The 14,005-nt window shown below is 59.9% G+C and carries 14 protein-coding genes; 7 read left to right on the forward strand and 7 right to left on the reverse strand.

The features are described 5' to 3' along the window. Window positions 1–15 precede the first annotated feature (15 nt). From ACQY1P_RS21555 to ACQY1P_RS21565, 3 genes are all read right to left on the reverse strand, one after another. Entirely contained in the window at window positions 16–921 is a 906-nt protein-coding gene (locus ACQY1P_RS21555) for an ABC transporter permease (RefSeq protein ID WP_092659174.1), read from the reverse strand. 251 nt (window positions 922–1,172) lie between these two features. After that, window positions 1,173–2,462, reverse strand: a complete 1,290-nt coding sequence (locus tag ACQY1P_RS21560; protein WP_430255396.1) for an ABC transporter substrate-binding protein — start codon at window positions 2,460–2,462, stop codon at window positions 1,173–1,175. A 37-nt stretch (window positions 2,463–2,499) separates the two neighbouring features. Then, window positions 2,500–3,588 (reverse strand): ABC transporter ATP-binding protein, encoded by a 1,089-nt coding sequence (locus ACQY1P_RS21565; RefSeq protein ID WP_430255398.1) that lies wholly within the window; start codon window positions 3,586–3,588, stop codon window positions 2,500–2,502. Between the two features lie 234 nt (window positions 3,589–3,822). Here ACQY1P_RS21565 and ACQY1P_RS21570 point away from each other — a divergent pair, with 234 nt between their 5' ends. The 5 genes from ACQY1P_RS21570 to ACQY1P_RS21590 all read left to right on the forward strand — a co-directional run bounded on the left by ACQY1P_RS21570 (window position 3,823) and on the right by ACQY1P_RS21590 (window position 7,732). Beyond that, window positions 3,823–4,536 carry a GntR family transcriptional regulator gene (locus tag ACQY1P_RS21570; protein WP_174197210.1) on the forward strand — a complete coding sequence of 238 codons (714 nt, stop codon included), beginning with the start codon at window positions 3,823–3,825 and terminating at the stop codon, window positions 4,534–4,536. 169 nt (window positions 4,537–4,705) lie between these two features. Continuing rightward, window positions 4,706–5,536 (forward strand): transporter substrate-binding domain-containing protein, encoded by an 831-nt coding sequence (locus ACQY1P_RS21575; RefSeq protein ID WP_062581505.1) that lies wholly within the window; start codon window positions 4,706–4,708, stop codon window positions 5,534–5,536. A gap of 101 nt (window positions 5,537–5,637) precedes the next feature. Then, window positions 5,638–6,279, forward strand: a complete 642-nt coding sequence (locus ACQY1P_RS21580) for an amino acid ABC transporter permease (protein WP_062462075.1) — start codon at window positions 5,638–5,640, stop codon at window positions 6,277–6,279. Then, a complete protein-coding gene (locus ACQY1P_RS21585) occupies window positions 6,276–6,944 on the forward strand; it encodes an amino acid ABC transporter permease (protein ID WP_062462072.1) in 669 nt (222 codons plus the stop codon). Before ACQY1P_RS21580 ends, ACQY1P_RS21585 begins: the two co-directional genes overlap by 4 nt. After that, complete coding sequence (locus tag ACQY1P_RS21590) at window positions 6,941–7,732, forward strand: amino acid ABC transporter ATP-binding protein (protein WP_430255400.1); 792 nt, start codon at window positions 6,941–6,943, stop codon at window positions 7,730–7,732. The genes ACQY1P_RS21585 and ACQY1P_RS21590 overlap by 4 nt, the downstream gene beginning before the upstream one ends. 7 nt (window positions 7,733–7,739) lie before the next feature. Here ACQY1P_RS21590 and rocF read toward each other — a convergent pair whose 3' ends face one another. The 3 genes from rocF to ACQY1P_RS21605 form a co-directional block, all read right to left on the reverse strand. After that, a complete protein-coding gene (rocF, locus tag ACQY1P_RS21595; RefSeq protein WP_430255402.1) occupies window positions 7,740–8,660 on the reverse strand; it encodes an arginase in 921 nt (306 codons plus the stop codon). A 138-nt stretch (window positions 8,661–8,798) separates the two neighbouring features. Next, entirely contained in the window at window positions 8,799–9,725 is a 927-nt protein-coding gene (locus ACQY1P_RS21600) for a dihydrodipicolinate synthase family protein (RefSeq protein WP_430255404.1), read from the reverse strand. A gap of 187 nt (window positions 9,726–9,912) precedes the next feature. After that, the gene (locus ACQY1P_RS21605) at window positions 9,913–11,109 is read right to left on the reverse strand and encodes an amidohydrolase family protein (RefSeq protein ID WP_430255406.1); all 1,197 of its coding nucleotides are present in this window, start codon (window positions 11,107–11,109) and stop codon (window positions 9,913–9,915) included. A 301-nt stretch (window positions 11,110–11,410) separates the two neighbouring features. On the opposite strand from ACQY1P_RS21605, the gene ACQY1P_RS21610 reads away from it, so the two are divergent. After that, window positions 11,411–11,614 (forward strand): cold-shock protein, encoded by a 204-nt coding sequence (locus ACQY1P_RS21610; protein WP_012760580.1) that lies wholly within the window; start codon window positions 11,411–11,413, stop codon window positions 11,612–11,614. 104 nt (window positions 11,615–11,718) lie between these two features. On the opposite strand, the gene ACQY1P_RS21615 is transcribed toward ACQY1P_RS21610, so the two are convergent. Continuing rightward, on the reverse strand, window positions 11,719–12,204 hold the full coding sequence (locus ACQY1P_RS21615) for an Lrp/AsnC family transcriptional regulator (RefSeq protein WP_062462056.1): 486 nt from the start codon (window positions 12,202–12,204) through the stop codon (window positions 11,719–11,721). A 96-nt stretch (window positions 12,205–12,300) separates the two neighbouring features. Between ACQY1P_RS21615 and ACQY1P_RS21620 the strand changes: the two genes are divergently transcribed. After that, window positions 12,301–13,794 (forward strand): aminotransferase class V-fold PLP-dependent enzyme, encoded by a 1,494-nt coding sequence (locus ACQY1P_RS21620; protein WP_430255408.1) that lies wholly within the window; start codon window positions 12,301–12,303, stop codon window positions 13,792–13,794. Window positions 13,795–14,005: the final 211 nt, after the last annotated feature.

Consider the following 14,005-nt stretch of genomic DNA (forward strand, 5'->3'; position numbering starts at 1 on the left):
AAAGCTCCCCCATCTTCACAGTTCTTTGCGGATATCGACGATGCGCAGGATGCCCGCGACCATCAAGAGAACGAGGACCAGAAGAACCACCGCATTGGCAGCGGCAGCCGGATATTGCAGCAGCGACATCTGGTTCTTCATCATCAGCGCCACCGACGCGCTCTGGCCCCCGGACATGACCTGCACGGTGGAAAAGTCGGCCATCACAAGCGTCACCACGAAGATCGTGCCGATCGCCATGCCGGGCTTGGCAAGCGGAATGATGACATTGGTGAGGATCTGAAAGGATGTGGCACCGGCATCACGCGCCGCTTCGACGAGCGACTTGTCGATCCGCATCAGCGTGTTGAAGATCGGCGTCACCATGAACAGCGTGTAGAGATGCACCATGGCCAGCACGACGGCGAAGTCGGAATAAAGCAGCCACTGGATCGGCTCCGGCACGATGCCGGCGCTGACGAGCGCGCTGTTGATCAACCCGTTTCGCCCGAGAACCGGAATCCACGAAATCATCCTGATGATGTTGGATGTCAGGAACGGCACGGTGCAGACCAGAAACAGCACCATCTGCATCGCCGAGGTGCGAATGTGGAAGGCGAGAAAATAGGCGACCCAGAATCCGACGAACAGCGTGATCGCCCAGACGATCGCCGCAAATTTCAGCGTGTTGAGATAGGTCTTCCAGGTGACCCAGGATCCGAGCGTCTCCACATAGTTCATGGTCAGAAAGTCGGGATACATCTGGGCGAAATCGTAATCCCAGAAACTGACGATCACGATCATCAGGATCGGAAGCGCCAGGAAAAACCCAAGGATCAGCGTCAGCGGCGTCGCCTGCAGATAGGAGACGAGGCCGAGCGGGATGCGGATCTGCCGCTTCGGCTTCGGTTCGCCAACACCTAGGAATCGCACTGCCACCATCACCAAAAGGCTCCTGTCGTTTCGAAAAAGAGCGGTCCGGAAAGGTGCCCCTCATCCGGCTGCCGCCACCTTCTCCCCGCGGGCGGGGAGAAGGGATCTGTGGCAAGGTTGGTGCCCCACCCTCATCCCTGTGCTCGTCACAGGGATCCAGCAACCGCGCGTCTGCGCGGTTAGAGACCCTCTTCAGCCCAAGGGCTTGGGCTGGCTGGATTCCTGTGACGAGCACAGGAATGAGGGAAGGAAGATGTCGATCAAGCCGCGATGAATTCGTTCCAGCGGCGAACCATGTAGCGGTCCTCGTCCATCACCGAATTCCAGCAGGCGACGTGACCCATGCGTTCCTCAAAGGAACCGCCATCGCGAACCGCACCGGCCTTTTCCATGACCTTGCCATCGGGAGCGACGATATCGCCCTTTGCTGCCTTGCCTTCGATCCAGTAGCCCCACTCGTCGGCCGACATGTGTTCCTTGGCCGTGTCCATGGCAGCGGAATAGTAACCCTGGCGGTTGAGGTAGGCACCGACCCAACCGGATGTGTACCAGTTGATATATTCATAGACCGCATCGAGCTTGGCGCCGGAGAGATGGGCCGCAAGACCGAGACCGCCGCCCCACGAGCGATAGCCTTCCTTGAGCGGCTGATACTTGCAGGCGATGCCCTTGGAGCGGACGGCGGCAACGGCCGGCGACCACATCGACTGGATGATGACTTCGCCCGACGACATCAGGTTGACGCTTTCGTCGAACGACTTCCAGAAGGCGCGGAACTGGCCTGCCTGCTTGGCCTTGATCAGGAAATCGATGGTCGCATCGATCTCGGCCTTGGTCATATTGCCCTTGTCGGCATACTTGATGTTGCCCATGGCTTCCATGATCATCGCGGCATCCATGATGCCGATCGACGGAATGTTCAGGATGGACGTCTTGCCCTTGAACTTCGGGTCCATGATATCGGCCCAGGTCGTGATTTCACGGCCGACCAGATCCGGACGAATGCCGAGCGTATCGGCATTGTAGATCGTCGGCATCATGGTGAACCACTGGGTCTCTTCCTTGGCGAATTTCTTGTCGCCTGCCTTTTCGACGAAGCCGACCGTATGCGGCGCCGTGCCCTGGGCGATCACGCTGTCCGGCTTCAGCTTGCCATTCTTAAACAGCGGCACGACCTTGTCGTAATATTTCAGCTTCTTCACATCCATCGGCTGGATGACGCCGGCCGGATAGACCTTTTTGAGGATCCAGTATTCGATGTCGGCAATGTCGTAGGAGTTCGGCTGCGTGACGGCGCGCTGGGCAGCTGCATCCGAGTCGGTTGCGGTCATCTCGAGCGTGATGCCGAGATCCGCCTTGCACTTTTCGGCAATCGCATTGAGGTTCGAAACGCCGGTACCGAACTGGCGGATCGTGATCGGGTTCTGCGCCCAGATGGTCGGGAAGCCGGTAATGGCGCCTGAACCGGCGGCAAGGCCGGCAGCGGCAGATGCGGTCTTCAGCAGCGAGCGGCGCGAAAGTCCTTTCGCGGTCTTTTGAATTTCAGTCATTCCCATGTTCTCCTCTAGTTGATTATTGTGAGTGGGATCAGTGCTTGAGGCGCCCGAGGACAATGGCGTCCTCCCGGCCCCAGCAGAGGGGGATCGCCTCTCCGACCTTGACCGGATTGGCGAAGAAATCGGTGTCGGAGAGGATCGCGGTAAAATCCTCGATGCCGGCGCCGTTGACCGACAGCTTCACCGAGGAACCGCGATATTCGATATTGGTGATCGAGCCGGTAAAACCGAGGCCCGTTTCGGACTGCTGGCCGATCCGGACGTGATCGGTACGGATGGCGATATCGGCCTGATCGGTCAGGTCGCCATTGTCGCCGACGGCCAGAAAATCGGCACCGGCCGGCACCGACAGCATCAGTTCCTGGCCCGCGCTTTTGGTGACGCGACCGGAAATGACGTTGTGGTCGCCCATGAACTTAGCGACGAAGGCTGTCGCCGGCTTTTCGAACACGACGCGCGGATGGGCCGCCTGCTCGATGCGACCGTCGTTCATGATGACGATGATATCAGCAAGCGCCATCGCCTCTTCCTGGCTGTGCGTCACATGCACGAAGGTGATGCCGAGCGAGGTCTGCAGCTTCTTCAACTCCGCGCGCATACGGATCTTCAAGAACGGATCGAGCGCCGAAAGTGGTTCGTCGAGCAGCAGCGCTTCGGGATCGGTGATCAGCGCACGGGCAAGTGCCACGCGCTGCTGCTGACCGCCGGAAAGCTGGGCCGGACGGCGCGTTGCATAGCCTTCCATCTGCATCAGCCGCAGCAGGTCCATCGCCTTGGCGCGGCGGACATCCTTGTCGACACCCTTCATCTTCAGGGAGAAGGCGACGTTGTCGACCAGATCGAGATGCGGAAACAGCGCGTAGGACTGGAACATCATCGCCGTGCCGCGTTTGGCCGGCGGAAGATCAGTCACCACCGTGTTGCCGAGCCGCACGTCGCCAGACGTGATGCTCTCGTGGCCGGCGATCATTCTCAGCGTCGACGTCTTGCCGCAGCCGGATGGCCCCAGCAGGCAGCAATAGGTGCCGGCCGGGATCTTGAGACTGATCGCATGGACCGCCGTCGTCGTCCCATAGGTCTTGGTGACGGAGGCGATATCGATTTCGGCGGCTTTGCTCATTCGTGGCTCCCTGCTTGGGAAATGAGATGCATCCGCCGTGCCAGTTTCCCTAAGCCTTTGGCACTGCTGGAACTTCAATGCGGTCAGAAATGAGTTTTGCGTGCAGTGCGCAAAAATCATGCGATCGATGCCGATCCCATGCGCAAATCGTATGCAATCCTTGCCGTGGATCGAAGACATCCGTTCTGGCAATCTCTATTTGTCTGGAGTAATGGAGATTAACGGGATGTGGTGATGAGTATCAGCGAGCAGATCATTCTCAGCGAGACGACGCCGGAAGACCGGTCTATGGCGATACGCGAAGCGCTGCGCAACGCGATCATCGACCGTCGCCTGGCGCCGGGAACCAAGCTTTCGGAAGCCGAAGTCGGCTCGCTGTTCGATGTCAGTCGCACCGTCGCCCGCGCCGCGCTGCAGATGCTGACCTTCGAAGGCCTGGTAAAGACCGAGCGAAACCGCGGCGCCTTCGTCTCCAATCCGTCGCCGGACGAAGCACGCCAGATCTTTGCCTCGCGCCGGCTGATCGAGCCCGGCATCGTCGCGGCCGCGCTCGAACGTATCACGCTTGACGACATCGAGCAGTTCCGGCGCCAGCTTGAGGAAGAAGAGCGCTACATGACCGAGCGCGGTCCGGCCGCACGCCGCGCCGAGATCAAGGCATCGGGAGATTTCCACCTGATGCTGGCTTCGGTCGCCGGAAATGCCATTCTCCAGCGCTTCATGGACGAATTGATAGCCCGCTCTTCACTGGTGATCGCGCTTTACGGCCGATCAGGTGTGTCGAGCTGCGGCCACAGCGAGCACTTCGCGATCCTCGACGCGCTCAAGGACGGCGATGGCGACCGGGCAGCCGCTCTGATGCTGCACCATATCGATCATATCGAGGCTGATCTCGACCTGCAGGAGAAGCAGGGTCTCGGCTTGAAAGACGCGCTCGCGATCGGCTGATCGATCGCTATCTTCGCACTTACCTAGCCTATATTGCAGTGCGAAACCGCGTTGACTCTGTTTCGGAAGCTCTGTCTATTTGTTCCATGCTTTGCCGGTTCACTCCGCCGAGCCAATAAACGGGAACAGCCATCGGCACGCGTATGCCGATAACGTGGAGACATCACCAATGCTGAAGAGACACCTGCTGAAGGCCGCCGTCGGCGCCGCACTTCTCGTAACCACGGCGTTTTCCGCCCATGCCGCAGATGACGCGCTTGCCCGCATCAAGGCGGCCGGCGTCATGAAGGTCGGCACGGAAACCGCCTTTGCTCCTTTCGACTTTATCGATGCCGGCACGCATACGGGCCTCAACGTCGATTTCTTCGCAGAACTCGGCAAGGATCTCGGCGTCAAGATCGAATGGGTCGAGCTTCCCTGGGATGGCGTCTTCCCGGCGCTGGAAGCCGGCAAGTTCGATTTCGTCGCGGGCCCTGCCACCATCACCAAGGCACGCCTGGAACGCTTCAAGATGACCGCGCCGATCGCTGAAGCCACCGTCGCCATCCTGAAGAAAGCCGGCGATACATCGATCACCAAGCCTGAAGACATTGCCGGCAAGGCCGTCGGCGCCGGCAAGGCGACCGCGCAGCTTGCTCAGCTGCAGCAATATTCCGAGACTCTTCCGACCAAGGTGACCGCCCGCGAATACGTTTCCTTCAACGACGCCTACGCGGATCTGGCTGCCGGCCGTATCGTCGCCGTCGCAAATTCGCTGCCGAACATTGCCTTCGTCGCAAAGCAGCGCGCCGGCGTCTTCGAAGTGGTGACGCCCGCCTTCGGCAAGAAGGCCTATTTCGGCTTCATCGGCAAGAAGGACGCCGACAGCGCGAGCCTCGTCGAATACGTCAATTCCGAAGTCATCAAGATGAAGAAGGACGGGCGCCTCGCCAAGCTGCAGGAAAAGTGGTTCGGCACGACGTTCGATACGCCGGACGAAGTGAAAGAACCTGCGTTCTAAGACACCTTGCGAACGGGCAGGATAGGACAGCTCCTGTCCTGCCCGCTTCAATCCACTGCTCCATCCGCCCGCCGCATTCCCCGGGCGAGACGTGACGACAGATGACGTTCAAACTATTCACGCTTCTCCTGCAGGCGGCGGTGTCGACCATCGGCATCAGCCTGGTCTCGATTGCGATCGGATTCGTCATCGCGATCCTGCTTTCGGCCGCGACCCTGTCCGGCAAGACGATCTACTCGGCTCCTGCAAGACTGTTCGTCAGCTTCTTCCGCGGCGTGCCGCTGCTTGTCCAGCTGCTGTTGATCTACACGCTGCTGCCGGCGATCGGCCTCAACGTGCCAAGCATCGTCGCGGCGATTATCGGCTTGTCGCTCTGCACCGCGGCCTATCAGGCGGAAAACCTGCGCGGCGGCTTCTCCAGCGTGCCGAAAGGGTTGATCGAGGCAGCTGAGGTGACGGGCTTCAATCCGCTTCAGATCTTTGCGCGGATCCAGGTCCCAATCGCTCTTCGGTTGACCCTCCCGACGCTGGTCAACGAATCGATCATGATCCTGAAGGCATCGTCGCTTGTGTCTGTCGTCGGTATCATCGAGCTGACAAAGATGGCACAGGATCTGGCCTCCAGCACCTACCAGCCGATCCCAATCTTCCTCAGTGCCGGACTGGTCTATTTCGTGATCTGCTCGACGATCGCGCTTCTCGGTCGCTACGCGGAAAGATCCATGGCGAGGACCTCCGCATGATGTTCAATCCTCAGGTCATCATCGAAAAGCTGCCCGAACTCGGCAGCGGGCTGTTCGTCACGCTTCTGCTCTGGATCGCCGGCATTGCCGGTGGCGTCGTCATCGGCTTTCTCGTGGCAACCGCCCGCCGCTTCGGTGGGTTCGCCACCAACGCAGTCCTGGGCTCCGTTGTCGAAGTGCTGCGCGGCACGCCCTTCCTGATCCAGATCTTTCTTCTCTACTACGGCGGTCCGTTCGTCGGCCTGATGCTGGATCCGATCCCCTGCGGCCTCATCGGTCTGACGGTCTATAGTGCCGCCTATTACAGCGAGATCTTCCGCGCCGGCTTTGCCGCCGTTCCTGTTGGCCATGTGGAAGCCGCCGGCTGCCTTGGCATGACACGCCTGCAGACGATCCGCCGCATCCAGATCCCGGAAATGGCGCTGATCGTGTTGCCGCCGGCGGTCAACCTTTCGGTCATTCTGCTGAAGGAATCCGCCGTTCTGTCGATCATCACCGTGCCGGAACTGACGGCCACCGTCAGCGCCATCGGCTCGCAGCAATATGCCTATCTCGAGGCGATCTTCATTCTCGCTGTCGTCTACTGGGCACTTGTCGAGCTGACCGACCGGCTTGGCCGCGCCGCCGAATACCGGCTTTCCCGTTTGAGGTTTTCGAAAGCATGACCCTACCCGCCATCACCATCCGCAAGCTGGTCAAGCGGTTCGGAGAGACGACCGTTCTGCAGGATATCAATCTCGAGATACCCGAGGGAAAGGTCTCCTGCCTGATCGGCCCTTCCGGCTCGGGCAAGAGTACGCTTTTGCGATGCCTGGCCTTCCTGGAAGAATCAACCAGCGGCATGATCACCATCAACGGCGAGGCGCTGGGCTTTTTCGAAAAGCCTGACGGCAAGCGCGAACGACTGCCCCCGGCGCAGATCCGCGCTGTCCGCGCCCAAACCGGCATGGTCTTCCAGCAGTTCAATCTCTGGCCGCACATGACGGCGCTCGGCAATGTCAGCGAAGCCCTGAAGATCGTCCGGAAGCTGTCGAAAGCAGACGCCGAGGAAAAGGCCATGGCGCAGCTGCGCAAGGTCGGCCTGGAAAACCGCGCCGGCCATTACCCGTCGCAATTGTCCGGTGGCCAGCAGCAGCGCGTCGCCATCGCACGCGCCCTGGCACTCGAGCCGAAGATCATGCTGTTCGACGAGGCGACATCAGCGCTTGATCCGGAACTGACGGGCGAAGTGCTGAAAGTGATGCGGGATCTGGCTGATGAAGGCATGACCATGGTCGTCGTGACCCACGAAATTGGTTTTGCCGCGACCGTCGGCCAGCAGATCTCGTTCCTCGACCATGGCAAGCTGCTGTTCTCAGGCCCGCCCTCGGAGGTCTTTGCCAAGCCGCGCCATCCGCGTCTCGACCAGTTCCTCGATACCTATCTGGACCGCGGCGCCAGCATGCTGATCTAACGCGCCGTCAGAACCGCCGGGTCGGGCGGTCAAGCACGGTGCGGCCCATCAGGCTTGCGGTCAGGTCCACCAAGAGTGTCGCCGTGCGGCCCCGTTCGTCGAGAAAAGGGTTGAGCTCGACCAGATCGAGGCTGGTGACGAGACCGCTGTCATGCAGCATCTCCATCACCAGATGCGCCTCGCGGAACGTCGCACCTCCAGGCACCGTGGTGCCGACGGCAGGGGCGACCGACGGATCGAGGAAATCCACGTCGAGGCTGACATGCAGCAGCCCGCCGGCAGCCTCGACCTTCTCGATAAACGAGCGCAGCACGGCACCGACACCATGTTCGTCGATCGCCCGCATGTCATGCACCGTGATGTCACTCTTGTTGATCGCCGAGCGCTCCTGCGGATCGACGCTGCGGATGCCGATCATGCAGACATTGGCCGGATCGACCGGATGCGTCAGGGGCGGGAAGTAACCTTCAAAACCCGGCTGACCCGTGAAATAGGCCACAGGGACGCCGTGCAAATTGCCGCTGCCGGTCGTTTCCAGCGTGTGGAAATCCGTGTGCGCGTCGACCCAGAGAACGAAGAGCGGGCGCTGCTTTTCCGACGCCGTGCGGGCGAGACCCGCAACAATTCCGGCCGACATCGCATGATCGCCGCCGAGAAAGATCGGCATGCCCTCGGCACTTTCCCGGTGGGCGATCTTCGTCAGCAGTTCGACCCAGGCGACGATCTGCGGCAGGCGGCGAACCGCCGTGTTGGGATGCGTGATATCAGAGACCGGCGGCAGCGCCAGATTGCCGAGATCGCTGACCTGGTGGCCGAGATCGGCGAGCGCGCCGGCAAGGCCTGCCGTGCGCAACGCACTCGGCCCCATCTCGCAACCGAGCTGGGATGCTCCATCCTGAAGGGGAACGCCGATGAGTTTGCAATGCATGCTGTTTTTCCGTCGCTGACCGAATCTTGGGGCTCAAGACCTATCACGGAACGGGGCCGATAGGCAGCAGCCAGCCTCACCCTTAAGAAAATCGGGCGGAGGAAGGAGCGGGTACATGATATCCCGCTCCGTCCGATGTCAGAGTGCTGCGCGCTTGTCGTGTTTGGCGAGGCGTGCGAGCAGATAATCGACTTCTGCCTTGGCGGCCGATGTCAACATCTGGGCCGGCTTGCGCTGCGCATCGGAGGCAATCACGCCGCGGCGCTTGAGCACGTGCTTTCGCACGGCAAGACCGATGCCAAGCTGCTGCTCATAGCGGATCAGCGGCAGATGCGCGTCGAACAGATCATGCGCCTCGTCGCGCTTGCCGGCAGCAAACAGCTCGACCAGCTCGGTCAGCATATCCGGGAAGCCATAACCCGTCATTGCGCCGTCAGCACCACGCTCCGGCTCGAAATCGAGGAACATGCCGCCATTGCCGCAGAGAATCGAGAACGGCCGCAATTCGCCGGCCTTCTGCATGGCGCGCAGCTTCGAAATCTTTTCAAGACCCGGCCAGTCCTCATGCTTCAGCATCAGGCAGGAGGGGTGGTTGGTGATGATCTTGGCGACCACACTGGTCGCGATCACCGTGTTGAGCGTCAGCGGATAGTCCTGCAGCACCCACGGCACATCTTCGCCGACCGCTTCCACGGCACCTGCAAAATAATTGATGGTCTGGTCGTCGGTCTTGGCACCCTGCCCCGGCGCGATCATCACGCCTGCGGCACCCATGTCCATGGAGGAGCGGGCGAGCGACCGCATGGCTGCGAAACCCGGCGCCGACACGCCGACGATGATCGGCACCTTGGCACGGGAAACCACGCGCTTGATGATCGCGCGGCTTTCATCCGCCTCCAGCTTCGGCGCCTCTCCCATGATGCCGAGAATGGTAATGCCGGTGCAGCCGCTCTCCTCATAGAAATCGGTCAGCCGATCGACGGAATCGAAATCGATCGAACCATCCTCATGAAACGGTGTCGCGGCAATGGCGTAAACGCCCTTGGTTTCGGCATTGAATGTCATGAAATCTCCTCTCAGTATCGAACGAGCTGCAGGGTAATTCGCGTCAGGACCTCCGGTAATAGCAAAGGCCTGTCCGACTCCGGCTGTTCGACCGGTATCATGATGTGGACGAAGAACACCATGCCCGCCATTCCGATCGGCGGAGTTACGGTTTCAAGCCGTCCTCCGTCACCGATCTCAAAGCGAATCAGACCCGTTTGCCACCCTGGGCAACGAGACGTCCACCCTTGAACACACGCCTGTTGCCGGGGAAAGCAACGACCGCTTCCGGAATATTGGCAGCCGAAAGCGTCACGAAATCGGCTTTCGCGCCAATCTCGATACCATAGGACTCGATCCGCAGCGCCTTGGCGCTTTCAGACGTGACGATATCGAACACTGCCTTCAGGTCCTCGTCGGTATAGAAGCCCGAGCGATAGCCGATGATTTCCGCCCGGTGCAGCATGTCGCCATCGCCATAGGGCCACCAGCTGTCGCGAATATTGTCGCTGCCGCTGAACACGGTGACGCCTTCTCGCCGCAACAGAGCGACCGGCGGGAAATTGTGGTTGCCCGGCGCATTGGTCATGATCGAAACGCCGCTTTTCGCAATCGTTGCGGCAATTTTGCGCGCCGCATCAGCGCCGAGATCCCCAAGCCCATAGGCATGGCTGATCGCGACATGGCCCTGCATGCCGAGCGCCACCGTGCGGGCGCAGATTTCCTCGATGGTAAACGCGCCCATGCTGCCGGCATCGTGGAGGTGAATGTCGATATCGACGCCGTGCTTTTCGGCAACGCCGAAGACCACATCGAGATGGCCGGTGACGTCACGGTCGAAACTGGCCGGATCGAGACCGCCGACCAGATCGGCACCAAGCCCGATGGCCTCGTCCAGCAGCGCCGGTGTGCCGGGGCTCCTGAGGATGCCGCTCTGCGGAAAAGCCACCAGCTGGAGATCGATGAGATCCCTATAGTCCTCGCGAACCGCCAGGACCGTCTCCAGCGATTTCAGCCCGACCGAACCATCGACCATCACGTGGCTGCGCATGGAAAGCGTGCCATTGGCGATGCAGAGATCGAGCTGATCGCGGGCCCGCTTGTCCATCGGCGCCGCGGCGGCCATGTTCTCCGCCTGGAAGGTGACCCGCTCCTGCACGTCGAAACCGTTGGTGCAGGGCCGATGCGGCATCCATTTATCGCCGTAGAAGCTCGTATCCAAATGGATGTGCCCTTCGACAAAACCCGGAACCAGCAACTCGCCGCCGATGTCGATGACCTCGGCAGAAGGAGTAACCGAGCCTGCGGCTTCAATCGCAGATATCCGCCCCGACTCGACGTGAATATCGCGCAGAACGCCCTCCGCCAGCCTGGCATTGGTGAAAACCGTCGTGCTTTTGATCATGGGCTTCCTCAAATTCTAGCATCGTTTACAGCGTCAGGTCGGCGGCAACCCCCTGGTTTATACGGCTTATTGCCCGCTATGCGACCAATATCCGATCAAGATAACGGAGTTAGGTGTCGCGGCAGGCTTGCTCGCCAGAGATATCAATGCTTAAGATACTTTGCGTAGTCGGTGGCAAGAAAATTTGGCGTTGATACGGGCCGGGCATCACGGTGTTCATGGTGCTGGGGTTGATAGTGAAGCGGTGGCGCTATAGTTTGCCCATCGCAATTTCGCGGATTACATAGGAAACAGGTTTCTCATGGCGACAGGTACGGTTAAATTCTTCAACGACGACAAGGGCTTCGGCTTCATCACGCCTGAGAATGGCGGCCAGGACGTGTTCGTTCACGTTTCTGCTCTGCAGCGCGGCGGCTCGCTTCGCGAAGGTGACAAGGTCAGCTTCGAAGTCGGACAGGATCGCAAGACCGGTAAATCGAAGGCTGAAAACGTCTCGGTTCTCTAAGCGACGATAAAAAGCGCCTAGCCTGCTTTAGGGTGGGCTAGGCACATTCTGCGGGTTAATCCATCGGTTGTGCCGCCAAATATGGCTGGAAACCAAACCAGGTCTCACCGGTTCATTCGGCTGAGATCCAGTGCACGGTTGCGAATGATCGCCTCCATCGCGAAAAAGCCCGTCACCGTCGCGAGATCGAAATTCGTGATGAGCTTCTGATAAAATGCGTCATACCCGGATATTCCGCGGGTCACGACCTTGATCAGATAATCCCAATCTCCCCCGATCCTGTAAAAGTCGATCACCTCCGGCAGGCGATCGACATGCCTGCGAAAATCGTCAGCCCATTCCTTGGAATGGTGGCGTGTGCGAATCATCACAATGACCGTCAGATCGAAGCCCAGCAGGTCGAGATCGATCTCGGATCGGGCATTGCCGATGATCCCGCTTGCCTGCAGACGCTGCAGCCTGCGCCAGCATGCATTTTGCGAAAGTCCGACATGCTCTGCCAAATCACGCTGCGACAAGGCCGAGTTGCGTTGCAGGCTCGTGAGGATCCGTAGATCGATTTCATCGAAATTCAAGTCTTTCTCGATCATTTGACACAGTTCCTGGCAAAATCAGCGCAAATACGGTGAAGAATTCAGACCCTGCTTCAGTTTATAATCGCAGTCAACTCGTCAAGGAGATCGACAATGCGCCAGCTGGCTGACTGCATGCCACGAACCGAACCCGAAACTGCTCTTCAGGGATTTCGTCGCAGTCTGGCTGTCGCCGATCCGATTGCAGCACTGACCTCGGGAATGATTGGCGCATCCGCCAAGGTGGACGGGCCATACGGCCTGAAGGATCTCATCTATGCCGATTATGTGGCGTCAGGACGGGCGCTCCGGCAGGTGGAAACCTTCGTTCTTGAAGAGGTCCTGCCTTACTATGCCAACAGCCATACGGAAGCGTCCTTTTGCGGAGCGATGATGACCCGCATGCGCCGTGAAGCGCGTGCCACTATCGCCGAATGCTGTGGCGCCGACAGCCGCCATGCGGTGATCTTTGCCGGATCCGGTGCAACGGCCGGCATCAACCGCCTGGTCAAGTTGCTCGGCGTCGAGGATGCGGTCACTACCGGCAAACCCGCCCGCGTCATCATCGGCCCCTACGAGCATCATTCGAACATCCTCCCCTGGCGGGAAAGCGGCGCTGAGATCATCGAAATTCAGGAAGGTTGCGATGGAGGCCCTGACCTCATTCTCTTGGAAAAGGCTCTTGAGGACAGCAGGGACGTTCTGACGATCTGCTCGTTTTCGGCCGCATCGAACATCACCGGTATCCTGACGGATATCGAAGCGGTCACCCGGCTCGCAAAATCGGCAGGCGCAAAGATCCTCTGGGATTTCGCCGGCGCAGGTCCCTATATCCCAATCACGATGACACCGGCTGAAGGCGCCGAGATCGACGCCATCGTCGTATCGCCCCATAAATTCCTCGGTGGCCCCGGTGCCTCCGGTATCCTCGTGGTCAGACGCGAAGCAGTCGTCACCACAAAACCCTCTTGGCCAGGCGGCGGCACCGTCAAATTCGTCTCCCCGACGGGCCACGATTACAGCGACAATATCGAAGCGCGCGAAGAAGCCGGAACCCCCAACGTCGTCGGCGATATCCGCGCTGCACTCGCCTTCGTGGTCAAGCACGCAATCGGCCTCGAGAGAATTGCGAGCCTGAACGAGGATTTCACCGCGCGCGCATTCGAGGCTTGGCAGGGCATTCCCCAGATCGAGCTGTTGGGCTCGATGAGCATGTCGAGACTGCCGATCTTTTCGTTTCGCATCAGGGATGGAAAGGGTGGCTATGTGCATCAGCAGCTGATCACCCGCATGCTTTCCGATCGCTTCGGCATACAGGCACGCGGCGGCTGCGCCTGCGCCGGCCCCTATGTCCACCGCCTCCTGTCGATCGATGACGAGCATTCGGAGCGGATCAGGCAATCGATCCGGAACGGCAACGAAATCGAGAAACCGGGTTTCACCCGGCTCAATCTGAGCGTTCTCCATTCCGAGGAAAAAGTCAGGTTCATCCTGGAAGCGGTGATCCAACTCGCCCGGGATGCCCCTTCCCATACAGCGTCATACATGGTCGATCGCAGCCGGGCGATATTCTCGCCCCTCGCTCAACCGTTGGAGGCGACGGCATAGGCTTTTGCCAAACGCCTCCCATTTGGCGTGCCCACCCGGCCGCCTTGCGGGTATGACCCCCGTGACATAGCGCAACCTACCAGCGGAGGATGACGCTTTCGTGCTCAAGTTGATCAGGCGCTGGTCATGATTCCTGGCTCCCAGGGTGAGGCAAACTCATTAAGAGTTTCGCGGAAAGCGTGCGAACCGTCAGATCAGCCTCTGCAACGTC

It is taken from the genome of Neorhizobium sp. DAR64872/K0K18, from assembly GCF_050500175.1.
GTDB lineage: Bacteria > Pseudomonadota > Alphaproteobacteria > Rhizobiales > Rhizobiaceae > Neorhizobium > Neorhizobium soli.